The sequence below is a fragment of the Luteibacter anthropi genome (assembly GCF_011759365.1).
Lineage (GTDB): Bacteria > Pseudomonadota > Gammaproteobacteria > Xanthomonadales > Rhodanobacteraceae > Luteibacter > Luteibacter anthropi.
In genome coordinates, this window is sequence record NZ_JAARLZ010000012.1 from 50,551 (window position 1) to 73,192 (window position 22,642).

The 22,642-nt window shown below is 65.0% G+C and carries 20 protein-coding genes and 1 tRNA gene; 13 read left to right on the forward strand and 8 right to left on the reverse strand.

The window, feature by feature from the left end; all coding sequences use genetic code 11:
- The first annotated feature begins 55 nt into the window (after positions 1-55).
- From HBF25_RS18495 to ychF, 8 genes are all read left to right on the forward strand, one after another.
- Positions 56-1,759, forward strand: coding sequence for a tetratricopeptide repeat protein (locus tag HBF25_RS18495; protein WP_341778107.1), 1,704 nt, complete (start codon positions 56-58; stop codon positions 1,757-1,759).
- Positions 1,760-1,879: 120 nt separating this feature from the next.
- On the forward strand, positions 1,880-2,491 hold the full coding sequence (lolB, locus tag HBF25_RS18500; protein ID WP_166951143.1) for a lipoprotein insertase outer membrane protein LolB: 612 nt from the start codon (positions 1,880-1,882) through the stop codon (positions 2,489-2,491).
- A gap of 164 nt (positions 2,492-2,655) precedes the next feature.
- The gene (gene ispE / locus HBF25_RS18505) at positions 2,656-4,044 is read left to right on the forward strand and encodes a 4-(cytidine 5'-diphospho)-2-C-methyl-D-erythritol kinase (RefSeq protein WP_166951145.1); all 1,389 of its coding nucleotides are present in this window, start codon (positions 2,656-2,658) and stop codon (positions 4,042-4,044) included.
- Between the two features lie 63 nt (positions 4,045-4,107).
- A tRNA-Gln gene (locus HBF25_RS18510) sits at positions 4,108-4,184 on the forward strand.
- A gap of 70 nt (positions 4,185-4,254) precedes the next feature.
- The gene (locus HBF25_RS18515) at positions 4,255-5,193 is read left to right on the forward strand and encodes a ribose-phosphate diphosphokinase (protein ID WP_166951398.1); all 939 of its coding nucleotides are present in this window, start codon (positions 4,255-4,257) and stop codon (positions 5,191-5,193) included.
- Positions 5,194-5,274: 81 nt separating this feature from the next.
- Entirely contained in the window at positions 5,275-5,910 is a 636-nt protein-coding gene (locus HBF25_RS18520) for a 50S ribosomal protein L25/general stress protein Ctc (protein ID WP_166951147.1), read from the forward strand.
- Positions 5,911-5,961: 51 nt separating this feature from the next.
- Positions 5,962-6,540 carry an aminoacyl-tRNA hydrolase gene (pth, locus tag HBF25_RS18525; RefSeq protein WP_166951149.1) on the forward strand — a complete coding sequence of 193 codons (579 nt, stop codon included), beginning with the start codon at positions 5,962-5,964 and terminating at the stop codon, positions 6,538-6,540.
- An 87-nt stretch (positions 6,541-6,627) separates the two neighbouring features.
- Complete coding sequence (gene ychF / locus HBF25_RS18530; protein WP_166951151.1) at positions 6,628-7,719, forward strand: redox-regulated ATPase YchF; 1,092 nt, start codon at positions 6,628-6,630, stop codon at positions 7,717-7,719.
- Positions 7,720-8,374: 655 nt separating this feature from the next.
- Here the strand turns inward: ychF and HBF25_RS18535 are convergent.
- Positions 8,375-8,875 carry a GNAT family N-acetyltransferase gene (locus HBF25_RS18535; protein ID WP_208392673.1) on the reverse strand — a complete coding sequence of 167 codons (501 nt, stop codon included), beginning with the start codon at positions 8,873-8,875 and terminating at the stop codon, positions 8,375-8,377.
- Positions 8,876-8,948: 73 nt separating this feature from the next.
- Between HBF25_RS18535 and HBF25_RS18540 the strand changes: the two genes are divergently transcribed.
- Both HBF25_RS18540 and HBF25_RS18545 read left to right on the forward strand, forming a co-directional pair.
- Positions 8,949-9,815: a LysR family transcriptional regulator gene (locus HBF25_RS18540; RefSeq protein ID WP_166951153.1), complete on the forward strand. Its 867-nt coding sequence runs from the start codon at positions 8,949-8,951 to the stop codon at positions 9,813-9,815.
- A gap of 74 nt (positions 9,816-9,889) precedes the next feature.
- The gene (locus HBF25_RS18545; RefSeq protein ID WP_166951407.1) at positions 9,890-10,183 is read left to right on the forward strand and encodes a DUF6916 family protein; all 294 of its coding nucleotides are present in this window, start codon (positions 9,890-9,892) and stop codon (positions 10,181-10,183) included.
- Here the strand turns inward: HBF25_RS18545 and HBF25_RS18550 are convergent.
- Genes HBF25_RS18550 through HBF25_RS18565 form a run of 4 tightly spaced genes read right to left on the reverse strand, consistent with a single transcriptional unit; the run spans position 10,176 to position 12,400 of the window.
- Positions 10,176-10,721: a GNAT family N-acetyltransferase gene (locus HBF25_RS18550; RefSeq protein WP_250877957.1), complete on the reverse strand. Its 546-nt coding sequence runs from the start codon at positions 10,719-10,721 to the stop codon at positions 10,176-10,178. The genes HBF25_RS18545 and HBF25_RS18550 overlap by 8 nt on opposite strands.
- Positions 10,718-11,269 carry a phage tail protein gene (locus tag HBF25_RS18555; protein WP_166951155.1) on the reverse strand — a complete coding sequence of 184 codons (552 nt, stop codon included), beginning with the start codon at positions 11,267-11,269 and terminating at the stop codon, positions 10,718-10,720. Before HBF25_RS18555 ends, HBF25_RS18550 begins: the two co-directional genes overlap by 4 nt.
- Before the next feature lie 33 nt (positions 11,270-11,302).
- Positions 11,303-11,836, reverse strand: a complete 534-nt coding sequence (locus HBF25_RS18560; protein WP_166951157.1) for a phage tail protein — start codon at positions 11,834-11,836, stop codon at positions 11,303-11,305.
- 18 nt (positions 11,837-11,854) lie between these two features.
- Positions 11,855-12,400 carry a phage tail protein gene (locus tag HBF25_RS18565; RefSeq protein ID WP_166951160.1) on the reverse strand — a complete coding sequence of 182 codons (546 nt, stop codon included), beginning with the start codon at positions 12,398-12,400 and terminating at the stop codon, positions 11,855-11,857.
- 296 nt (positions 12,401-12,696) lie between these two features.
- Here HBF25_RS18565 and HBF25_RS18570 point away from each other — a divergent pair, with 296 nt between their 5' ends.
- Both HBF25_RS18570 and HBF25_RS18575 read left to right on the forward strand, forming a co-directional pair.
- Complete coding sequence (locus HBF25_RS18570) at positions 12,697-18,510, forward strand: putative Ig domain-containing protein (RefSeq protein ID WP_166951162.1); 5,814 nt, start codon at positions 12,697-12,699, stop codon at positions 18,508-18,510.
- 192 nt (positions 18,511-18,702) lie between these two features.
- Positions 18,703-19,170 (forward strand): MarR family winged helix-turn-helix transcriptional regulator, encoded by a 468-nt coding sequence (locus HBF25_RS18575; RefSeq protein WP_166951164.1) that lies wholly within the window; start codon positions 18,703-18,705, stop codon positions 19,168-19,170.
- 5 nt (positions 19,171-19,175) lie between these two features.
- On the opposite strand, the gene HBF25_RS18580 is transcribed toward HBF25_RS18575, so the two are convergent.
- The 3 genes from HBF25_RS18580 to HBF25_RS18590 are packed head-to-tail and all read right to left on the reverse strand — an operon-like array spanning position 19,176 to position 21,875.
- Positions 19,176-19,559: an STAS domain-containing protein gene (locus HBF25_RS18580; protein ID WP_166951166.1), complete on the reverse strand. Its 384-nt coding sequence runs from the start codon at positions 19,557-19,559 to the stop codon at positions 19,176-19,178.
- The gene (locus tag HBF25_RS18585) at positions 19,556-19,981 is read right to left on the reverse strand and encodes an ATP-binding protein (protein WP_166951168.1); all 426 of its coding nucleotides are present in this window, start codon (positions 19,979-19,981) and stop codon (positions 19,556-19,558) included. Before HBF25_RS18585 ends, HBF25_RS18580 begins: the two co-directional genes overlap by 4 nt.
- The gene (locus tag HBF25_RS18590; RefSeq protein ID WP_166951170.1) at positions 19,962-21,875 is read right to left on the reverse strand and encodes a SpoIIE family protein phosphatase; all 1,914 of its coding nucleotides are present in this window, start codon (positions 21,873-21,875) and stop codon (positions 19,962-19,964) included. The genes HBF25_RS18585 and HBF25_RS18590 overlap by 20 nt, the downstream gene beginning before the upstream one ends.
- A gap of 99 nt (positions 21,876-21,974) precedes the next feature.
- Between HBF25_RS18590 and HBF25_RS18595 the strand changes: the two genes are divergently transcribed.
- The gene (locus HBF25_RS18595; RefSeq protein ID WP_166951172.1) at positions 21,975-22,460 is read left to right on the forward strand and encodes an acyl-CoA thioesterase; all 486 of its coding nucleotides are present in this window, start codon (positions 21,975-21,977) and stop codon (positions 22,458-22,460) included.
- The last annotated feature ends 182 nt before the right edge of the window (positions 22,461-22,642 follow it).

Here is a 22,642-nt window from a genome sequence, read left to right on the forward strand (position 1 = left end):
GACGGAGACTAGTGTGCTGAGCGGTCGGTCCAAGTTCAAGCAAGTGCGGCATTTTGTGGCCCTTTCTGCGCTAGCCGCAGCCCTGGCCGGTTGTGCGGCCACCACCACCCGGCCGGAACAGCCCAGGGCCGTACGCACCGGGGTGCAGCCCCTCGACCGGCTTCAGGTGGCCATCGTGCCGCCCGAGCGCGATCTCCAGGCGCAGCTGATGGCGGGCGACTTCGCCATCGCCAACAATGATCTCAAGGCAGCTGCGACGGCCTACGGCAACGCGGCGGCCATCAGCAACGATCCGGCCGTGGCCGCACGGGCGACCGAACTGGCCCTGGCGATCCACGACCAGACGGCTGCCGCCCAGGCGCTTGATCGCTGGGCGGCGCTGGGAGCAAAGCCGCTGGATCTTGCCGAGGGCAGGGCGCGCATGGCCCTCGACCGAGGCGACACGGCCGAGGCCGAGCGCCAGCTCAATGCCATGGTTGCGACGGGTGATCCCAACGCCTGGCGTGAATTCGGCCGGACGCTGGCCATGGGCCGCGACCAGGCCCAGGCCGGCATGCTGCTCGAACGCATCGCCACCCCCCAGCGCCTGCCGAACGATTCGGTGGCCTGGATGGCCATGAGCGAGCTGGGCGAGAGCTTCGGGCGGCACGACTACGCCCGGCATATCGGCGAGCTGGCCCAGGGCCGTTTCCACGACGCCAACACCTACGCATGGACCGCCCAGCAGAAGTACAAGGCCGGTGATCGCGAGGGAGCAAAGAAGCTTTTCGCCAAGGCCATCGAAAAAGACCCGAAGAACACCCACCTGCGCCTGGCCTACGCCACGATCCTGGCGCAGGGCGGTGACGAGAAGACGGCGGGGAAGGTGCTGGCCTCCGGTGCGCAGGACAGCGACACCTACACCATGCGGATGACCCTGGCTGCCCGCGCCCAGGACAAGGCGGCGCTGAAGCGTCTATACGACGAGATCCGTCGCCAGTCCGACGATGTGCAGGCCGACAATGCCTTCATCCTGGGCCAGCTCGCCGAAATCCTCGATCAGAAAGAAGACGCACTGGACTGGTATGCCGCCGTGGGTGATGACGATCCGCGCGCTTTCGATGCATCCGTACGTAGCGCCGTGATCCTGCACCAGCAGGGCAAGGACAACGACGCGCACGAAGTGGTGGCCGACCTGCAGACGACGTATGCCGATCGCCCGGAAGCGCTGCGCAAGGCCTTCGCCGTGGACGCCGAGCTGTACATGGATGCAGGCAACTACGCCGCTGCCGTGTCCTCATACGACAAGGCCCTGCGCGTGAAGCCCGACGACGCGGAAATGCTCTACGGCCGCGGCCTGGCTTACGCGGAGGCCGGCAAGACCGACCAGGCGGTGGCCGATTTCCGCAAGGTGCTGGAGATCAAGCCGGGCGACATCGAAACCAGCAACGCCCTCGGCTACACGCTGGCCGATGCCGGTCGCGATCTCGGCGAAGCGCAGAACCTCATCCAGACGGCGCGAAGCGCGCGACCCGACGATCCGTCCGTGGCCGATTCGTGGGGCTGGCTCAAGTTCCGCCAGGGCCAGCTCGACCAGGCCGAAAGCGTGTTGCGCGGTGCATGGGCCAGCCGCAAGGATGCCGACATCGGCGTCCACCTGGCCGAGGTGCTGTGGACGCGCGGCGAACACGACGAAGCCCGCAAGGTGCTGAACGAAGTGCGCCGCATCGATCCAAAAAACGCCTCCCTCGAAAAAACCGAAAAGAAACTCCGCCCCTGATACCGTCCTTGTAGGAGCGCGCCTTGCGCGCGACCGGTTGTCGCGAAGCAATGATTGCTTCGCCACTTCCGGTCGCGCGCAAGGCGCGCTCCTACAAAAAGCCATATGCATGGATTCCGCATGACCCGTCTCCGTTCCATTCCGATCCTGGCAACGCTCTTGCTCGCCGCCTGCGCCACCACCCGCGGTCCGGTACATCAGCCCGGCGATGCCATCACGCTTGGCATGCAGGAAGATCGTGAGCGCACGCTGGCCGATACCACGCACTGGACGATCCAGGGGCGTCTGTCGGTGTCCGACGGCAAGGATTCCGGCTCGGGTAGCCTGACCTGGCATCAGGACGGCGATCGTTATGAATTCACTGTACGGGCACCCGTCACGGGCCGCAGCTTCCGGCTCTCCGGCGGCCCCGAGGGCGCTCAGCTCGATGGCCTCGACGGCGGCCCGCGCCAGGGTCCGGATGCCGAGACCTTGATGGCCAAGGCCGTGGGCTGGCAGATCCCGGTGGTGGAGCTCAGGCGCTGGGTGCTCGGCCTGCGTGCCGACGCCGGCCCGGCGGATATCGCCTTTGGCGCCGATGCGTTGCCCTCGCGACTGGCGCAGGACGGCTGGACCGTCGACTACAAGCAATGGGACACCACCCGCCAGCCGGCGATGCCGACCAAGGTCTTCGCGGAAAAGCCCCCCTACAAGGTCCGCCTTTCCATCGAAGACTGGAAACTGGGCCAATAACGCCTCCCAGACTGTAGGAGCGCGCCTCGCGCGCGACCGGCTGGATCGCAACGTCGATTCTGATCGTCAACCCGTCCGTACCGTACGCCGCCTCACAGCCCATCCGCTGGTCGCGCGCAAGGCGCGCTCCTACAATTTCGCGTTTACCTGCGTCGGGGTACACCATGCATTTCACCATCGAGCGCGCCCGCCCCGACGATGTCGAGCGCATTTGCGCGATCGAGCGTGCGGCGGTCGAACTCTTCCGCGGGCACGTCGCCTGGTCTGCGTATTCCGCCGTATCGCTGCCGACCGATGTCGTCCATGGTCTCATCGCCCGGGGGCTGGTCTGGGTAGCGGTGGTCGATGACGAGGTGGTCGGCTTCGTCTGCCTGGATACGGAAAGCGCCCGCGATGCCATCGGCATCGCCGAAATCGACGTGCTGCCCTCGCATGGCGGCAAAGGCATCGGCGCGGCCCTGCTCGAACATGCCTGTGCATGGGCGCGCGAGGCCGGCTATCGCCGCGTTGACCTCGGCACCCTCGCCGATGTGCCCTGGAATGCACCGTTCTACGCAAAGCATGGCTTCGTCGAGGTGGACAAGCACGCCCCCGGGTTCGCCGAAGCCCTGGCCCGCGACCGTGAGAACGGGTTCCCCGACCACCTGCGCGTCTTCATGAGCCGCGAGCTGGCGCCGCTGACTCGCGACGACTGGACCCTCTGGCCGGCCCCGGCCAAGCTCAACCTGTTCCTGCGCATCGTCGGCCGGCTGCCCAATGGCTACCACGAACTCCAGACCGTCTTCCGCCTGCTCGACTGGGGAGACGAGGTGCGCCTGCGCATCCGCGAAGACGGAGTGATCACCCGTCCGAAGGCGATTGACGGCGTGCCGGAAGACACCGACCTGACCATTCGCGCCGCCCGCCTGCTGGCCGAAACCACCGGCACGCACCTGGGCGCCGAGATCGAGATATCCAAGCGCATCCCCATGGGGGGCGGCCTCGGTGGTGGCAGCTCCGACGCGGCCAGCGTCCTCGTCGGTCTCAACGAACTGTGGGATACCGGTCTGGACGAAGATGCCCTGGCCGCCCTCGGCCTGCGTCTGGGGGCCGATGTGCCAGTGTTCATCCGCGGGCGTTCCGCCTGGGCCGAAGGCGTGGGCGAGGCCTTGAGCCCCATCCGCCTGCCACGGCGTTGGTACGTGGTGCTGGACCCGCGCGAGCACGTGCCCACGGCCGCGCTCTTCGCTGACCCCGAATTGACACGAAACGCCCCTCGGGCGACAATTTCGGCCTTTGTTTCCGGGGAAACGGCGGATAACGCCTTCGAACCTGTCGTCCGGGCGCGTCACCCGCGGGTGGCTGCGGCGCTGGACTGGCTGGCGGGCTTCGGCCACGCCCGCCTGTCCGGCAGCGGCGGTTGCGTCTTCCTGGAAACAAGAACCCACGAGGCGGCGCTGGCCGTCGCTTCGCGCTGTCCGGCGGGCTTCACGGCCCACGTGGCGGCAGGTGTCGATCCTTCCCCGCTGCATGTCGCGCGGAGCCGGTTCGCCACCGGGAATATCGTGTCGTAAGGACGGGAAGGGCCGCGGGCAGCGGCAAGCCATGGTGGGCCACCGGCTCGCCGGAAGAATTGTTGGGGCGTCGCCAAGCTGGTTAAGGCACGGGATTTTGATTCCCGCATGCGCAGGTTCGAATCCTGCCGCCCCAGCCACCGTCCGCGGTGGCAAAGCCGATCCAACCCATCTCTCGCCAGGAGTTCCCCCGTGGATACGTCCACCCCGATGCTGTTCACCGGCAACGCGCACCGCGCGCTCGCCGACGACGTTGCCGCCCGCCTGGGCATCCCGCTGGGCAAGGCCCTGGTGGGGCGCTTCAGCGATGGCGAAGCCCAGATCGAAATCGAGGAAAACGTCCGCAAGCAGGAAGTCTTCGTCATCCAGCCGACGGGCGCTCCCAGTGCGGAGAACCTGTTCGACCTGCTGGTGCTGGTGGACGCGCTCAAGCGCGCCTCGGCCGGCAGCGTCACGGCGGTGATGCCGTACTTCGGCTATGCCCGCCAGGACCGTCGCCCCCGTTCGGCCCGCGTGCCGATCACGGCGAAGCTGGCCGCCAAGATGATCCAGACGGCCGGTGCCGACCGTGTGCTCACGATCGACCTGCACGCGGACCAGATCCAGGGCTTCTTCGATATTCCGGTCGACAACGTGTACGCCTCGCCGGTGCTGCTGGCCGACATCTGGCGCCACCACAGCATGGACGACCTGATCGTGGTCAGCCCGGACGTGGGCGGCGTGGTGCGTGCCCGCGCGCTCGCCAAGCGCCTTGACGACGCCGACCTGGCCATCATCGACAAGCGCCGCCCCCGGGCGAACGTCGCCACGGTGATGAACATCATCGGTGACGTGGAAGGCAAGACCTGCGTCCTGGTGGACGACATCGTGGACACCGCCGGCACGCTTTGCGCCGCGGCGGCCGCGCTGAAGGAAAAGGGCGCCCGCAAGGTCGTCGCCTACTGCGTCCATCCGGTGCTCTCGGGCGCGGCCATCGACAACCTCGAAGCCTCCCAGCTCGACCAGCTGGTGGTCACCAATACGCTGCCGTTGCGCGACAACGCCCGTAACTGTGCGAAAATCCGCCAGTTGTCGGTCGCGGAACTGCTGGCAGAGACGATCCGCCGCATCGCCTTCGGCGAATCGGTGAGCTCGCTCTACATCGACTGATTCATCGTTTTTCAGACTCCCCTGGTCGCGGGGGAGTCTTTTACAAGCCGCCGCGAGGCGGTTTCACTTGAGGCAACACCAATGTCTACCAACCACAAGCTCACGGCCACGAGCCGCAAGATCGAAGGGAAGGGTGCGAGCCGCCGCCTTCGCATTGCGGGCCACGTGCCGGCGATCGTTTACGGTGCGGGCGAAGCCCCGCAGGCGATCCAGGTCCTTCACAACGACATCCTGCTCGGCTCGCGCTTTGAGTCGTTCTACTCGTCGGTGATCGACCTGACCGTCGACGGCAAGCTGCAGAAGGTCCTGATCAAGGACTGGCAGAAGCACCCGTTCAAGCAGCTCATGCTGCACATGGACTTCCAGCGCGTGAACGAGAACGAAGCCGTTCGCGTTGCCGTGCCGGTCCACTTCCTGAACCAGGAAAAGAGCCCGGCCGGCAAGACCGCCGGTCTGGTCATCTCGCACAACCTGACGGAAATCACCGTCTCGTGCCTGCCGAAGGACCTCCCGGAGTTCATCGAGCTCGACCTCGCGTCCCTCAAGGGCGGCGACATCGTCCACCTGTCCGACATCAAGCTGCCGGCCGGCGTGGAAATTCCTGAGCTGGGCCTGGGCAAGGAACACGACGTTGCCGTCGTGACCGTGGCCGCCATCCAGGAAGAAGTCGATCCGGCTGCCGAAGGCGGCGACGCTCCGGCCGAAGAGAAGAAGTAATCGGCGGCGGCCCGCGCGCCACGGCGTGGCGGGCCGCTCCCGTTTTTTCTCATGGCGTCAATTCGTCTCATCGTCGGCCTCGGCAACCCCGGGGCCGAATACGTCAGGACCCGGCACAATGCCGGGTTCTGGTGTGTCGACGCCCTGGCCATGGATCAGGGTGAGCGCTGGGCCTTCGACGGCAAGCTGCATGGCGAGACCTGCAAGCTGCGCATCGGGGGCGAGAACGTCTGGCTGCTGAAGCCGGCCACGTTCATGAACAAGAGCGGCATCGCCGTTGCCTCGGCGTTGCGCTACTACAAGATCGCGCCGGAGGAGTGCCTCGTCGCCCACGACGAACTGGACCTCCCGCCCGGCACCGTCCGCATGAAGTTCGATGGCGGCCACGGCGGCCAGAACGGATTGCGCGACATCATGGCCCACCTGGGCCATGGCAAGTTCCATCGCCTGCGGGTCGGCATCGGCCACCCGGGGCACAAGGACAAGGTTTCCCCGTGGGTGCTCGGTCGCCCGAGCGCATCCGACGAGGACGCCATCATGATCGGTATCGGGCGTGCCTTCGACGTGCTGCCGCTGGCGCTGTCGGGCAAGTTCGAGGAAGCCATGAAAAGGCTGCATACGGCCGCCTAGCGGCCGGGTTACAGGGCCGACGGCCCGACTTACAGGGCCATGCTCCGTAAGCCAACGACTATTGCGAAGAATCGAGAGCATCGCCCCATGGGTATCAAATGCGGCATCGTCGGCCTGCCTAACGTCGGCAAGTCCACCCTGTTCAATGCACTGACCAAGGCGGGCATCGCGGCCGCCAACTTCCCGTTCTGCACGATCGAGCCCAACACCGGCATCGTGCCCGTGCCCGATCCGCGCCTGGACGCGCTGGCGGCCATCGTGAAGCCGGAACGCATCATCCCGACCACGATGGAATTCGTGGACATCGCCGGCCTCGTGGCCGGTGCGTCGAAGGGTGAAGGCCTGGGCAACAAGTTCCTCGCGCACATCCGCGAGACGGACGCCATCGCCCACGTCGTGCGTTGCTTCGAGGATGGCAACGTTATCCACGTGGCGAACAAGGTCGACCCGATCGCCGACATCGAAACCATCGACACCGAGCTGGCGCTGGCCGACCTGGAGTCCGTGCTGAAGGCGCTCGACCGTGCCACCCGCTCCGCCAAGGCCAACGACAAGGAAGCCCTGGCCCGCAAGCCGGTGCTCGAAAAGCTGGCTGCCGTGCTTGACCAGGGCAAGTCGGCCCGCACCGCGGGTCTGGACGCCGATGAAAAGGCGCTCATCCGCGACATGTTCCTCATCACGCTCAAGCCGCTGATGTACATCGCGAACGTGGCCGAAGACGGCTTCGAGAACAACCCGCACCTCGATGCGGTGCGCGCCCGCGCCGTGGAAGAGGGTGCCGAGGTGGTGCCGGTGTGCGCCGCCATCGAAGAGGAAATGTCCCAGCTCGAAGACGCCGATCGCGACGAATTCCTGAAGGATCTCGGCCTCGACGAGCCGGGCCTCAACCGCGTGATCCGCGCCGGCTACAAGCTGCTCGGCCTGCAGACCTACTTCACCGCCGGCGTGAAGGAAGTCCGCGCCTGGCAGCTGCGCGCCGGCTCCACGGCCCCGCAGGCCGCCGGTGTCATCCACACCGATTTCGAACGCGGCTTCATCCGCGCCGAAACCATCGCCTACGACGACTACATCAAGCTCAAGGGCGAGCAGGGCGCGAAGGAAGCCGGCCGCCTGCGCCTGGAAGGCAAGGACTACATCGTCAAGGAAGGCGACGTCCTCCACTTCCGCTTCAACGTCTGATCTTCCCGGAAACGAAAAATAAAAAGGCCGCGCACCCGCGCGGCCTTTTCGTTTCCACCTCCTGTAGGAGCGCGCCTGCGCGCGACCGTTTGATACGTAGCGTCGCCAGTTGAAAAGGGGCTTACCTACCGAAGGTGTGGGAGCCGATCGCATCGGCGATGTTGCGCTCCGTAGTAAAGCAGCCCGTGTGGTGTTTCGCTCCGTAGGGAGGGTCGCCTATCGACCTCGCATCGGCGCTGGCACGTGGCGCTGCGGAGGCGACGGGGGCGGCCCTTGGCGCTCCGGCCTGCGGTGTCCCTCGGGAAAGGAGGAGCCGCTGCGCGGCTCAGTGTCTTATGGCTTCGCCCCTTCGAGCCCGGGGAGCGGGCGGGGTTTCTCGACTCGGCCTCCGTGCCTCGGCGAGAAAGACGGGTCATCCTGACCCGTCCCCTTCGGGCCTTTTCCGCCCACTCCCCTCACCTCCACCAAGTCACGCCAAGGGCCGCCCCCGCCGCCTCTACCGATCTCACGGTTGTCATGGGGGAAAACCTTTGGGCCACCGCACCCCTGTAGGAGCGCGCCTGCGCGCGACCATTCATCGCGCAGAACATCATCGTTCCCGTCCCACCGGTCGCGCGCAAGGCACGCTCCTACAGGGGATTGCTGGGCAGTTGTTTCATAGGTGCCTGATGAACCGACGCTCGTCCTCGACGAAACCTACGGCCTTGTAGAAGGCATGCGCGTTCAACCGGTGGTCGCCACTGGTGACTTCCACACGCACGCATCGTTGCTGACTGAAGAACAGCATGGCCCTGTCTACGAGGGCCTGGCCGATGCCGGTTCCCCTGGCATCCGCATCCACCACGAGCGACGTGATACGCCCAAGCCGGCCCGCGGCGTGAAACAGTTCGAGGACGTGCGCACTGAGGCAGCCTGCGACCCGTTGATCGATGGTCGCGAGAAAAACGATGTCGCTGTCGGAATGAGAGAAAAGCGACAGCTTGTCGGCGATCAAATCTTCGCTCGCCTCGTACCCCAGCTGACGCATCAATAGCGCGATGGCCGATGCGTCAGCGTCGGTAGCGGCCCGGATATGTGCGGCAACGCTCTTAGTTGGCTGCGGAGTGTCCATACCACACGGTATCTCGATTCCAGAAGCCATGCGATCGGGGCGCATGCGCCTTCCCTAATCAGGTATTCTCATAAAAGAAATTTGATTTTCAAAATATTCTCAAAGAGAGAATGACGATATGGAGCTATCCCAGCTTCGGGCGTTTTGCGCGGTAGCCGAGACCGGGTCGGTGATCGGAGCTTCCCGCGCGCTGAACAAAGTCCCATCGAGCATCACCGTCCGCATCCAGCAACTGGAGCAAGACCTCGGCTGCCCTTTGTTCCTCCGCGAGCGACAGCGGCTCAGCCTTTCGCCGGACGGCCGACGCCTGCTGGAGCATGCCCAGCGGATCGTCGGCCTGGCCGACAGTACCCGGGACCTCATGCGCAACAGCGAGGTGGGTGGCCGGCTGGTGGTGGGGGCGGTTGACGTGGCGCTGATGGCGTTCATGCCGGCGCTCATCGGGCGTTACCGCTCGCGACATCGTTCCGTTGAGCTGGACGTACGGCGCGGCGCATCCGATGTGTTGATCGAACAGGTCACGGATGGCGCACTCGACATCGCGCTTGGCGAAGGGCCGGTGAGCGCGACGGGGCTGGCCAGTCGCCTGGCCTATACGGATGACGTGGTGCTCGTTACCGAATTCGGCCATCCGCCAGTGGATTCACCGCGCGACCTGCGTTGCAACGAGCTGTATGGTTTTCGACATGACAGTTCGTTTCGCTATCGCGTGGATGCGTGGCTCGAAGCGTCCGGGCGTCAGCTTCTTCCGGTGGTGGAAGTCGGCTCTTACCACACGATGCTTGCCTGCGTGACGGCGGGCATGGGCGCGGCATGGATACCGCGTTCCGTGCTGGCGACGTTACCGGGTCACCCGCAGGTGCGTGCGCATGCCCTGGGCGAGGCGGGGCGGTCGGAAATCCATTTCGTTTGGCGCAAAACACATCTTTCCGAAAACGCGGAGCGACTGATGGAGATTCATCGTGACACGTGGTTGGAGAAGTGAGTAAAAGATGAATTTGTCCCTTGAAAAAAGGGGTTTTACCGTGCATGCTCCTTCTACGTTCGGGGGACGTCATCATGGAATTTCTTCAGCTTTCGCACTTCGCCACTCACCTCAATGAAACCTTCGCGGTGGATATCGAGGGCACAAACACGCCATTCACGCTTGTCGAGGCCCGGCCGTTGTCGCATGGGGTTATGGCAGGTGCCGTGCGTGAACCGTTCTCGTTGTTGTTTCGCAACGAAGCGGCCATTGTCTTTCCCCAGCGCATCTACGCGATGAAGAGCGAATCCATGGGCGAATTCGGCATTTTCCTCGTGCCCATCGCGCGGGACCGGGAAGGCTTCATTTATCAGGCGGTGTTCAACTGATCCATCGCATCGGCAGATACATATCGCTGCCTGCATCCACGCCTTCGGGCGTGAGATGCGCAAACCCGAGTCGACGATAAAGGCGTTCCGCATCCGGATTGAAGCGATTGACGTTAAGGAAGACGCCTCGACCTGCACGAGAGGCGTGACTCATTAACGACTGAAGAAGCAGTGTGCCGATACCTCGTCCACGTTCCTCCGCCAGGAGACTGATGTCGATGACATGCAGGTCGTCTCCCGACGCATCGATGTAAAACCGACCGATCAGTCGATCGTCTCTTTCCAGAAGAAGAAAGTCGGCCCTGGAGAAATGCGTGACGTAGTGTTGGTGCTGAAGACGAAATTGGTCGTCAAGGAAACGGCTGCGAACGTCCTGCGGCCAGGGTACACCGGCAAGTTCGGCAGAACGTGCATGCTCGTAGAGCTCACGAAGGAAGGGCAGATCTTCATCACGGGCGTTCCGCAAGCGAACGCCCGGCGGCGCCACCACGAAGATGGTTGACGTCTCGCCGGGAAATTTTCCGCTATTCGTGTTCACTGCGTAGTGGGGAAGACACCATTCAGCGCAATGCAGAAGTTCACTGTCAGGTATGGCTGGCGGTTCTCGTGCGGGCCGGCCGCAGTACCGGGACTCAACATTACAGGCGAAAACGTCGTGTTTGGTGTTGGTGGTGCCGGCGGCGCCGTTGAATTGAGGAAGCTTGCCCCGTGGACCGCCGCACACAGTCCGACACCCGTCGTCGGCGACGAGCTACGTTTCGACGGATCGGGCTGGGCATAGCCAGCCATGCCGTGGGTGTGTGGTGGGATATTGCTGGAGAGCAACGTTACGCCCTCGCTGCCGAATACCTCGCCGATGACACGGTTGCTCAGCCCGGTACCTTGCCCCAGGCTGCACGCCGCATTGCCGCCGAAGTTGGGCAATCCGAACGTGGTTGTGCCATTGCCGCCGTAGTTGGTGCCCAGCAGCGAGAAAAGCGTAGGGTTCTGCTGTACGGCGATCAACGCCCCGCTACAGAGTGCCCAGCCGGTTGGGGCGAAGTTGAAAGCGAAGAGCTGGACTTCGCCGACGAATGGTTCTGTCATGGAATGATCCCCTGGTATCGAAAACGATAGTCGTCAGCTGTGCGGCGGAAATACGCCGCTCCAGCAGATACAGAACGAGCCGGTGAGCGTCGGCATCAGGTTGTCGTGGGGAAGGGGGCCCCCGGGGTTTGGTCCTGTTGCCGTCGTTGCCATGGGTAGCGGCGTCAATGCAGCGGGATTCGTGGCGTACAGCAGGTCGGCTGTCTGGGCTGCCGGTACCACTGACGGTCCGGGCGTTGCGGTGGTGGCGTTGGACGTGCTCGCGAAAGCGACATGCGTATGTGAGGGAATCTGCGCCACGGTCAGGGTTACCGTTTCGGTACCGGCAGAGAGTCCCAGCGGATAATTGGTACCAGTGGTGCCCGTGCCTTGATGAACGGGTAGCCGCCCCCGCAGATCAGGTACACCGAATGTCTGTATACCGTCGCCGCCATAAGTGGTGCCGATCAGTACGAACAGCGGTTGGTATTCCGCGATGGACTTCAGGCTGCCGTCGCACGCGAACCAGCCGTTGGGGATGCGCGTGAATCCGAAAAGACGGATCTCGCCAATATTGGCTTCGCTCATGATGATGTCCTGACGCGGTCAGCTGCGGGAGGGAAAGATGCCCTGGAGGGCGATCGTGAAGTTGATCACGCTGTACGGCTGCATATTCGGATGCGGGCCATTGCCTCCCGCGGGCGTGACGGTCGTCGGGGCAAGAGCGACCGCGGGGTTGGACATGGGGCCATAGATGGCCTCTGCCGCGCTGGAGCCCACGGGCTTGACGGACGCGAAGATGCCACCGCTTGGCGTGGTGGCACGGGCGGTGGTCGTTGATGCGTTTACCGAATGCATATGCGCCGCCAGCTGGCTGGCCGTGAGCGTGACGTTTTCAGCGCCCGCAATGGAGCCTATCGGGTAATTCTGTCCGCTGCTGCTGCTCGGACCCTGTCCCACCGGCACACGTCCCTGCATGTTCGGCAGGGCAAAATTAGTCGTTCCGTTGCCGCCGTAGGCCAGACCCAGCAGTGAGAACAGCGCCTGGTTCTGCGAAATCGGCAGGAGCTGCCCATTGCACAGGGCGAAGCCCCGTGGTGCGAAGTTGTATCCCGCCATGGTGATCTGGCCGAGGTAGAAATTGGTACTCATCGTTGTCCCCTGAGAAACGTGGTCCGTCGTTCGCGACGCCATGGTCATCGGGTGGCCGCCTTCGCGTATACCCCCGAAACCGGTGATATCGCGCCGGGGCCTACCTTGCTCCAATTGCAACGTGTGCGCTTGCTGCTGGATGCAGCGCTGCCGATTCCGCTTACGGGATCGCACGTATGGCGCACAAGCGGCCCAGGTATCGCGGATATGCTGGTGCTGGGGATACATCATTTCGTTCTGGCCCCACGCGAACGTCGCGCGGGGATTGAAGCGGGGCGGGCAGGGGAACGGTACATATGTGGTATTCGATGCGTGTCGATCACGACCGCGCGGCGTTGCACCGTGCGTGGAAGGGCGTTCGCGCCTTCATGGTTCTGTTGCTGTTGTGGTTCGGCGCTGGCGGTGTGGCAGCGGCTTGCACTTCGCCACAGAGCGCGACCATCCCCGCCGGGGGAAGTATCGAGTTCGACTGTTTTGGCGGTGCCTACCAGGATACGGTGATCGCGCCGTTGTTTGGCACCATCAGTCCCGTCGGCTCCGGCCTTTACTCCCTGACCTATAAAAATACGGTGTTGGGCCACCTCAGCGACACCTTCACGGTGATTGATGAGAACGGCAATGACGTCCAGTTCAACATCACCATTCTCCCCTCAGCCCCTTCTCTCACCGTAACGCCGACGACCTTGCCGTCGATGGTGTACGGCCAGGTCTATTCACCGGTGGCGCTATCGACGACGGGCGGAACAGCGCCGTATACGTATTCGTTTACGGGAACGCCTCCGGACGGCATCGCCATATCGGGAAGTGGCGTCATTTCAGGAACGCCCAGCAAGGCAGGCTCGTTCTCGTTCTCCGTCCATGTTGCCGATTCGTCCGGAACCCCGAAGACGACCGACCAGTCGTACACCGTCGCTGTCGCGTTGCCCACGCTCTCGCTGGCGCCCGTGTCGATCCCTTCCGGTACGCAAGGCAGCGCGTATTCCACTTCCTTGACGACGACGGGCGGCACCGCGCCATACACTTATGCACTCAGCAGCGGCACGCTTCCGAGTGGCATCACGCTGAATGCCACGGGCACCATCAGCGGCACCCCGACGCAGGCGGGCAACTTTCCCATCACGGTGCGGGTGACCGACAGTACGCCGAGCGTGGATGGCATCACGCATGCCACCACCACGCGCACCTACACGCTTCAGGTGGCCCTGCCGCCGCCCATCACGTTGCGTCCTTCGCTGCCTGATGGCACGTTTGGCACAGCGTATTCGCAGGCCATCACGGCGAGCGGCGGAACGGCGCCTTACCAGTTCACGGCGACAGGTAGTGTGCCAACGGGGCTTACGCTCAACGCGAACGGCTCGCTCAGCGGTACGCCGACCGGTACGGGTACGTTCAATTTCACCGTGACGGCCACGGATGCCAATAGTTTTACCGGCACGCAGGCATATACCGTCAACATAGCAGCCGTAGCGCCTGGCGCGCCGTCGGTCAGCAGCGTCTCCGTGGCAGCCGGGGGGCTGGGCACCCCGGCATCGGCCGTCGTGGCTTTTGCACCGCCTGGTAGCAATGGCGGCTCCGCGATCACCGGCTATGCCGTGACGTCCAGCCCCGGCGGCATCGTCGCCTCGGGATCGGCAAGCCCGATCACCGTACCGGGGCTGACACGCGGCACCGCCTACACGTTCACCGTGACGGCCAGCAATACAGTAGGCACCGGTCCGGCATCCGGCCCCTCCGGCCCCGTCACGCCGCAGATCACGCAGAACATCTCGTTCGCGAATCCTGGTCCGCAGAATTTCGGCACATCGCCCACCCTTACCGCATCGGTGGATACGGGACAGCCGCTGACGTTCTCGTCGACGACAACCCCGGTCTGCACGATCGTGCCTGCCACGGGACAGCTCACTTTTCTCACCGCGGGCAACTGCTCCATCACGGTATCGCAGCCGGGTAACGGCACCTACGTGGCGGCATCGCAGTCCCAGTCGTTTGCCGTCAATGCGGTCGTTCCGGGAGCGCCTACCATCGGCACCGCGACTGCGGTAGATGGCACGCCGGGCCAGCTCACCGGTGGTGCCTCGGTGGCATTCACGCCGCCGGCGTTCAACGGCGGTGGTGCGATCACCGGCTACACAGTGACGTCGAGCCCGGGCAACATCACGGCGACGGGCAGTGCATCGCCGCTCGCCGTCGCCGGCCTCACCTTCGGCACGGCGTATACCTTCACGGTGACCGCCAGCTCGACAGCCGGAACGGGTGCCCCTTCGGCCGCCAGCAATGCCGCGACGCCCATGGGCAGCCAGACCATCACGTTTGCCAATCCCGGGCAGGTGAATTTCGGTACCACGACGCCGCTGGTGGCGACGACGTCATCCGGCCTGCCTGTGCAATTCACCAGCCAGACCGCGAATGTCTGCGAGATCGTGTCACTCAACCAGCTTCATGCGAAGGCACCGGGTATGTGTACGGTGCAGGCGTCGCAACCTGGCGGTGGTGGCTACCGTGCCGCGCCGGACGTCACCCAGGGGTTCAGTGTCGTCGTTGCAGGCGGTCCGGTCTCGATCACTACGACCACCCTTCCGGCACCGACGCGAGGGGTGCCTTACAGCGCCACGATTACGTCACAAGGTGGTGCGGAGCCTTATAGCTACGTGATCTCGGCGGGCGCGTTGCCGAACGGCCTCACGCTGACGCCAGCCAGCCTGACATCCGCCCTGATTTCCGGCACCGTGACATCCACGGGACCGTACTCGTTCACGGTGCAGGTGACCGACCTGGCGGGTCAGACCAGCACGAAGAACTACAGCGGCTCCATCATCTCTCCCGTATTCACCTTCACGCCGGCAAACCTGCCCGCCGGGACCTGGGGTGGTATTTATCCTTCCACCACGATTGCGGCCAGTGGCGGTATCGCGCCCTACACGTATGCCGTAACGTCCGGCAGCCTGCCCACCGGCCTGGTGCTGGCACCGAACGGCACGCTCAGCGGTACGCCGACGGCGGCGGGTACGTTCAACATCACCGTGACCGCGACGGACAGCTTCACCGTGACCGGCTCGCAGGCCTATACCATCACGGTGGGTGCGCTGAGGCCCTCGGCACCGGTGATCGGCACCGTTTCCGCACCGGCTGCGCCCGCGGGCCAGACCACGGGCAGTGCGGTGGTCGCATTCACGCCGCCGTCCAGCGACGGTGGTGCCGCCATCACGGGATATACGGTGACATCGAGTCCGGGTGGCATCACGGCTACCGGGGGTGCGCCTTCGATCACGGTGCCGGGACTCACCCTGGGCACGGCCTACACCTTCACGGTGACAGCGACCAATCCGGTGGGCACGAGCGATGCGTCGGCGGCGAGTGCCAGCGTGACGCCTCAGGGGCAGCAGCAGATCACGTTCAACAATCCCGGACCGAAGGACTTCGGCACGACGACGCCACTCGTTGCGACGACGACGTCCGGCCTGCCTGTGCAGTTCACCAGCCAGACCGTCAACGTCTGCGCCATCGTGTCGGGCAGCCAGTTGCAGGCAAAGGCCCCCGGCACCTGCACCGTAGTGGCGGCCCAGGGCGGTGACCAGGCCTACCTGCCTGCCGCACCGGTCAGCCAGGGCTTCAGCGTGGTGGTGCCGGGCGGTGCGGTGACCATCGCCACGACGACGCTGCCCAACCCGGTGCGCGGTGCGACGTACAGCCAGAGCATCGTGGCGCAGAACGGTGCGCCGCCCTATTCGTTCACGCTGTCGGCAGGGGCGTTGCCGAATGGACTGGTGTTGAATCCGTCGGGCCAGATTTCCGGTTCGGCGACGGTTTCGGGCACCTTCCCGTTCACGGTGCAGGTGACCGACCTCGCCGGGCAGACGGCGACGCAGAACTACAACGTCACCATTGCCGTGCCCACATTCACCTTTACGCCGGCCACGCTGCCTGGCGGCAAGGTGGCGGTGGCTTACCCCGCCACCACACTGGCGACCAGCGGAGGCATTGCGCCGTACGCCTACGCAATTACATCGGGAGCACTTCCGGCCGGTCTGACGTTGTCGTCGGCCGGTGCGATCGTGGGTACCCCGACGGCGGCCGGTAGCGCGTCCGTCACCATCACCGCCACCGATGCCTTCGGAGCGACAGGTAGCCAGGGCTACACCATCGTGGTGGCCGAGGCGACGCCGGTGGCCGTGGACGACAAGGCCACGGTCGGTGCCAACGCGTCGGTCACGATTCCGGTCACGGCAAACGACAGTGGCCCGATCACCAGCATTGCGATCACGCAGGCGGCCGGTCACGGTACGGCTACCATCGATGGCCTCAACGTCGTCTATACCCCGGCGCACGACTACTTCGGCAACGACACGCTGAAGTACACCGCGACCGGTCCGGGCGGCACGTCGAATGTCGCGACCGTCAGCATCACGGTGGCTGCCGGTCCGGTACCCGTGCCGGTGCCTTCGACGAAGGTGACGGTGTTGTCCGGGCAGTCGGTGACGATCCACGCCGCAGCGGGTGCCACGAATGGTCCGTTCACGTCGGTAGCCGTCGTCGCGCCGCCGTCCAGTGGCAGCGTGCAGGTGCAGGGCACCGACCTGGTTTACACCGCGGCGGCCGATGCATCGGGTGAGATCGGTTTTGACTTCACGCTGAGCAACGCCTTCGGTGCGTCACAGCCGGCCCACGTGAACGTGACGGTGAATCCGGCACCGATCGCTCCGCCGGTAACCGCAGCGACCATTGCCGGCCGTTTCGTGCAGGTGGACATCACCAGCAAGGCGCAGGGTGGTCCCTTCACGGGGGCGAACGTGGCGTCGGTGTCGCCGGCCAATGCAGGCAGTGCGAGCATCCAGGCTTCGGCCACGGGCTACATGCTGCTGTTCACGGCATCGCCGACGTTCGGTGGCACGGCGCAGATCGGCTATACGTTGACCAATGCCTATGCCACGTCGGCACCGGGCTATGTCACGGTCACCGTCACGCCGCGCAGCGATCCGTCGAAGGATCCGGAAGTGCTGGGCGTGCTTTCCGCACAGGCCGACGAAACCCGTCGCATGGCGACCGGCCAGATCAGCAACTTCCAGCGTCGCCTGGAGATGCTGCACAGCGGTGGCACGACCGGCTTCACCAATGGCATCACCATGGCGTCGGCCAGTTCGTCGCGCAGTCGCGACGCCTACGCCGACCTGCGTCGTGCGCAGGACGACAACAACCGTCGTTACCTGGTGCAGCCCGATGCCGGTTCGCCGGAATCGCAGACGGCCGCCAGTTCGCAGCACGGTACGTTGCCTGGCGATGTCTCGGTCTGGACCGGGGGCGCCATCAACTTCGGCAAGAGCCAGGCGGGCACCAGCGACAACGGCATCGACTTCACGACATCGGGCCTGAGTGTCGGTGTGGACAAGCAGTTCAGCGACAAGCTGGCGGTGGGTGCGGGCATGGGTTATGGCCACGATCACTCCGACGTGGGCAACAACGGCAGCCGCAGCACGGTGGACAGCTACAACGTGGCCGTCTACGGCAGCTACCGCCCGACGGAATCGTTCTACACGGATGCGTTGATCGGCTACCAGTGGCTGTCGTTCGATTCGCGCCGCTTCGTCACCGACAATGGCAACCATGTGGAAGGAAGCCGCGACGGCAAGCAGTGGTTCGCGTCGCTCTCGGCGGGTTACCAGATGGTGGGCGACAACTCGCAGTTCACGCCTTACGGCCGCTTCGATGTAGCGCGTGCACGCCTGGATGCCTTCACGGAACACGGTGACGACGTGTATTCCCTGCGTTACCAGTCGCAGACGGTGAAGACGACCACGGCGACGCTGGGTGTGCTTGCGCAATGGTCGGTGAAGCGCGACTACGGCGTGTGGGCACCGCAGCTGCGTGCCGAGTTTGGCCACGACCTGCAGGGCTCCAGCCAGGCGGTGATGCGCTACGCGGATCTGATCGATGGCCCGTTGTATCGCGCCACGCTGTACCGTCAGTCGCGCAACCACACGCTGCTGGGTGCCGGCATCGTGTTGCAGACCAACGGTGGCTGGATGATTCGCGCTGAATACCAGAACCAGCTGGACAACACGACCCGGGACAACCAGTCGATCCTGCTGGGCATCGAAAAGAAATTCGGCCCCTAGGGCCGTTGTAGGAGCGCGCCTCGCGCGCGACCGGGTGGAACGGGGTTATTCCCGATGCCACCCGGTCTGTTTTCGGAGGGGGCGGGATTTCGGGTCTCACGACTCTGTACCGGTCGCGCGCGAGGCGCGCTCCTACAGGTTGCGCAATTGAATCGCTTGCAAAGTAATTGCGCGGTCCCTACATTCCGGAGCATGAGCAAGAAGTCCCTCCCGTCTGGTATCGAAGCGCCCCGCACCCTCGACGGGCAGCTGTGCTTCGCCCTGTACTCGGCCAACCTGGCGATGGGCAAGCTCTACCGCCAGTTGCTGGCGAAGCTGGATCTCACCTATCCGCAGTACCTTGCCATGCTGGTGCTGTGGGAGCGCGACGGCATCACGGTGTCGGAGCTGGGCGAACGCCTGTTTCTCGATTCGGCCACGTTAACGCCTTTGCTCAAGCGCCTGCAGGCCGCCGGTCTCGTGCAGCGCGCGCGTGGCACGCGGGACGAGCGGCAGGTGATCGTCACGCTCACGGACGAGGGCAGGTCATTACGCGAGAAGGCGGGCGATGTGCCGGTGGATGTCTTCTGTGCCATGGATTGCGAGATCGACCAGCTGGGCGCCCTCAAGGCGCAGCTTGAAACACTGAGGTCGAACCTCATCGATCACAGCGGGCGCTGAATTCTTCAGCGATCCGGCGAGCTGATCTGGCGCTGCATGTGGTCCAGGTAGGCGTCGAGTTCCGCCACGTTGGCAAAGACTTCCGCCAGCGGCACGGCTTTGACGATATCGAACACCTTTCTCACTTGCGGCTGCGGGTTGAGCAGGAGCGTGCGCCCGTCGCGATCGCGCATCTGCTTGCGAAGAAGGGCCAGGCTGCGCAAGCCGGCACTGCTGATGTATTCAAGCGCGGACAGGTCGATCACGAGCGTGCCGCCGCTATCCACCAGAGGCGTGACGTCGCGCATGGCCTCGTCGAATTCCACGTAGGTGGCCGCGTCCAGACGGCCTTCGAGCCACACGGTGCTGCGTTCGTGGCCAGGGCTTTCGCTGCGGACGATCAGGGTCATGGGGCGGGCTCGTCGGAGGGAGTGATAAGGAAATGCACGATGACCTGGTTGTGCCGCTCGTGGCGCTGGTAGGTCAGGTCGTCGGCGATGCTGCGCGCGATGTGCAGCCCCAGGCCGCCGATGGCGCGGTCTGCGAGGTCGCCGGGCAGGTCTGGAGGTTCGTGCAGCATCGGATCGAACGCCTGTGCGTCGTCGCACAGGTCGAGCCGTACCGCGTCGGAACGGATCTCCAGGTCGATGTCGATGTAACCGTCGCGACCATCCGGATAGCCGTGACGCACGGTGTTGACCAGCAGTTCTTCCAGGACAAGGCGCACATCGGCGCAACAGGCTTCCGCGACACGACTTCGCCTGAGCGCGACGTCGGCCTGTTCCAGAGCGAGGAATACGTCTTCCAGACGATTAGGAATGCGCAACCGCATCGAGGCGGGCTCCTTCTGCGCCGAGGTCGTGCCAGGTGAGTGCGAGCACGGCGATGTCGTCATAGGCTGGGGCGCCTTCCACGTAGGCGTCCACGTCGCCGAGGATCCGTTCCACGTAGATTTCCGGCGGCGCGCCTTCGGGAACGTCCGAAACGCTGCGCAACAGGCCGTACGTGCCGAAAAGGCGCTGGCCCCCGGTATGCGCTTCGCTGACGCCGTCGGTGTACATGAGCAAGGTATCGCCCCCCAGCAACGAAAGTACGCGTACAGGGTAGCGCGCATCCGGGTCGAGGCCGAGCGCGGGGCCGGTCTCCACATCCACCAGGGTAGCCGTGCCGCCGGCATGCAACACCGGTTGTTCATGACCTGCGCTGGCCAGGGCCAGCAGGCCGGTTTCCGTTTCCACGACACCGCAGAGCAGGGTGACGAACATGCAGGTGTCGTTGCCCTTGCACAGTTCGCGATTCAGCGCGGCGAGGATGTCGCTGGGCGAGCGCGCATGTGTGGCCAGCGTGCGAGCGAGGGTCACGGTGCGCGCCATGAACAGAGCCGCAGGGATGCCCTTGTCGGAGACGTCGCCCACCATGATGCAGACGTGGCGGGCGCCGAGCGCGAAATAGGTATACAGATCGCCGCCTACGGCCGATGCGGGGCGCAGGGCGGCATGCACCTCGATGCGGCCGTCGTTGGCGAGCCAGTGGGGCGACGGGATCAGCGCCAGCTGGATCTGCCTGGCAATATCGAGTTCGCTCGCGATGCGCTCCTGCTCGCGGGCCACGCGTTTCGCGGAGTCGATATGACCCGCCAGCTGGTGGCGCATCTGGTCGAAGGCCCGGGTAAGCCGGCCCACTTCGTCGTTGCGTGTGACGACGGGAAGCTCGAAATCGAGCTCGCCACGCGAGACGTCCTCGGCGCGGTCCGCGAGCACGGTCAGCGGAGCCAGCAGGCGTCGCGTGATGAGCAGGGCGATGACAGAGACGCCGGCGAGGGCGATAAGCCCCAGTACGATGTCCACCAGGTAGGTCTGCCGCAGGTCCGCCATGACCGCACGTTCGGGCATGGAGAGTCCAAAGGTCCACTGGGTGCCCTTGATGGGCACGAAGTAGACCCAGACCGGTTCGCTGACCCGGCCGCCTTCCTCGGGCGTGATCCGGACGGGATTGCGGCCTTCGGCAATGGCGGTGAGGAGCGGATGGCTGCCCTTCGTGCCGATGTACGAGAGCCAGTCGTGGGCGAGGAACCGGCCGTCGGCATCCACGACAAAGGCCGAGGCGTGGGCTGGCTTGCCAAGCGATCCCAGGACACGTTGCAGCCAGCCCAGGCTGATGGTCGCGTCCGCCACGCCCTGCACGGACACCTTGTCGCCCGGAATCGCTATCGAATAGCCGACGAGGGTGTCCGGGCGGGCAGGGGAGTGGAAGGGAGGCTGCCAGCAGCCGGTCTCGCAGTTGAGGCCACGCACGAACCAGGGAGCGGTCCAGTACGCCTCCGGTTCGTCCCTGCGACTGCCCGAGGTGATCTTCCCGGTGGCATCCCTGCGTGCGACGGGTGCGTCTGCCGCCCTGACGCTGGCCGTGTCACGGGGGACGAAGGCGGCACTGATGTCCACGATCTCGGGATTCACCGCCAGGGCATCGCGGACCAGGGCGGGGGCCTGCTCCCGCCGGGTGGCAAGTTGTCCGGCCAGTACGCGGGCGACCCGGGCCACGCCGTCGATGTGGACCTGGATCCGGCTGGACGCCGAGTCGGCGATGGCGGCGGCTTCCCGCGCGGTCTGCTCCAGCGTCTGCTCCCGGGTATGCGACAGCAACAGGCCGCCCGTGACGACCAGGACGATCGCCGAGCCCAGCAGGACTCCCAGGGCCAACCTCGAGGCGACGCTGCGCAGGACCATCGGGCACTCCGGGAGGCGATAGACGCAATCTATGTCCGGCGGGGCGGCGCGACAAGGCGCCGCGCTTCATAATGGGGTTTTCCCCAGCAAGGTAGGCCCATGCCCGGCACCCAGCGAGAAGTCGAATTCCGTTTCCTGGCCCAACCCACCGATGTGAATTTCGGCGGCAAGGTGCACGGTGGCATGGCCATGAAGTGGCTGGACCAGGCGGGGTACGCGTGTGCGGTGGGCTGGAGCGGAGCGTACTGCGTCACGGTCTCGGTCAGCGGCATCCAGTTCCTGGCCCCCATCCTCATCGGCGATCTCGTGACCGTGCGCGCCCGCCTCATCCACACCGGCACGTCGAGCATGCATCTGGCGGTGGATGTCCTGGCCCGCGACCTGCGCAGCGGCGAACAGCGGCTGGCCACCAGCTGCGTCATGGTCTTCGTGGCGATGGACAAGGCCGACGGCGGCAAGCCCACCCCGGTACCGCCCTGGAAGCCGGTGGAGGAGAAGGACCTCCGTCTGCAGGAATACGCGATGAAGCTGATGGAGATGTCGCGGGCGATGGAGCCGCTGGTGCTGGCGACGCGGGAGGCCTGAGGCCTTCCGGCTTCGCCCGGTCGCGCGCAAGGCGCGCTCCTACGTGGTTGCCGTGTAGGAGCGCGCCTTGCGCGCGACCAGACCAAGCAGTGCGCTACGGCCATGTAGGAGCGCGCCTCGCGCGCGACCGGACCGGAGCGGTGCCTGCCCCAAGCCGCCATGTAGGAGCGCGCCAGAGGCCC

Bases quoted from the DNA above. Each gene is read 5' to 3' on its own strand.
- lolB (WP_166951143.1), top strand. From the start codon at position 1,880: ATGACCCGTCTCCGTTCCATTCCGATCCTGGCAACGCTCTTGCTCGCC.
- ispE (WP_166951145.1), top strand. From the start codon at position 2,656: ATGCATTTCACCATCGAGCGCGCCCGCCCCGACGATGTCGAGCGCATT.
- HBF25_RS18515 (WP_166951398.1), top strand. From the start codon at position 4,255: ATGCTGTTCACCGGCAACGCGCACCGCGCGCTCGCCGACGACGTTGCC.
- HBF25_RS18520 (WP_166951147.1), top strand. From the start codon at position 5,275: ATGTCTACCAACCACAAGCTCACGGCCACGAGCCGCAAGATCGAAGGG.
- pth (WP_166951149.1), top strand. From the start codon at position 5,962: ATGGCGTCAATTCGTCTCATCGTCGGCCTCGGCAACCCCGGGGCCGAA.
- ychF (WP_166951151.1), top strand. From the start codon at position 6,628: ATGGGTATCAAATGCGGCATCGTCGGCCTGCCTAACGTCGGCAAGTCC.
- HBF25_RS18535 (WP_208392673.1), bottom strand. From the start codon at position 8,875: ATGCGCCCCGATCGCATGGCTTCTGGAATCGAGATACCGTGTGGTATG.
- HBF25_RS18540 (WP_166951153.1), top strand. From the start codon at position 8,949: ATGGAGCTATCCCAGCTTCGGGCGTTTTGCGCGGTAGCCGAGACCGGG.
- HBF25_RS18545 (WP_166951407.1), top strand. From the start codon at position 9,890: ATGGAATTTCTTCAGCTTTCGCACTTCGCCACTCACCTCAATGAAACC.
- HBF25_RS18555 (WP_166951155.1), bottom strand. From the start codon at position 11,269: ATGACAGAACCATTCGTCGGCGAAGTCCAGCTCTTCGCTTTCAACTTC.
- HBF25_RS18560 (WP_166951157.1), bottom strand. From the start codon at position 11,836: ATGAGCGAAGCCAATATTGGCGAGATCCGTCTTTTCGGATTCACGCGC.
- HBF25_RS18565 (WP_166951160.1), bottom strand. From the start codon at position 12,400: ATGAGTACCAATTTCTACCTCGGCCAGATCACCATGGCGGGATACAAC.
- HBF25_RS18570 (WP_166951162.1), top strand. From the start codon at position 12,697: ATGTGGTATTCGATGCGTGTCGATCACGACCGCGCGGCGTTGCACCGT.
- HBF25_RS18575 (WP_166951164.1), top strand. From the start codon at position 18,703: ATGAGCAAGAAGTCCCTCCCGTCTGGTATCGAAGCGCCCCGCACCCTC.
- HBF25_RS18580 (WP_166951166.1), bottom strand. From the start codon at position 19,559: ATGACCCTGATCGTCCGCAGCGAAAGCCCTGGCCACGAACGCAGCACC.
- HBF25_RS18585 (WP_166951168.1), bottom strand. From the start codon at position 19,981: ATGCGGTTGCGCATTCCTAATCGTCTGGAAGACGTATTCCTCGCTCTG.
- HBF25_RS18590 (WP_166951170.1), bottom strand. From the start codon at position 21,875: ATGGTCCTGCGCAGCGTCGCCTCGAGGTTGGCCCTGGGAGTCCTGCTG.
- HBF25_RS18595 (WP_166951172.1), top strand. From the start codon at position 21,975: ATGCCCGGCACCCAGCGAGAAGTCGAATTCCGTTTCCTGGCCCAACCC.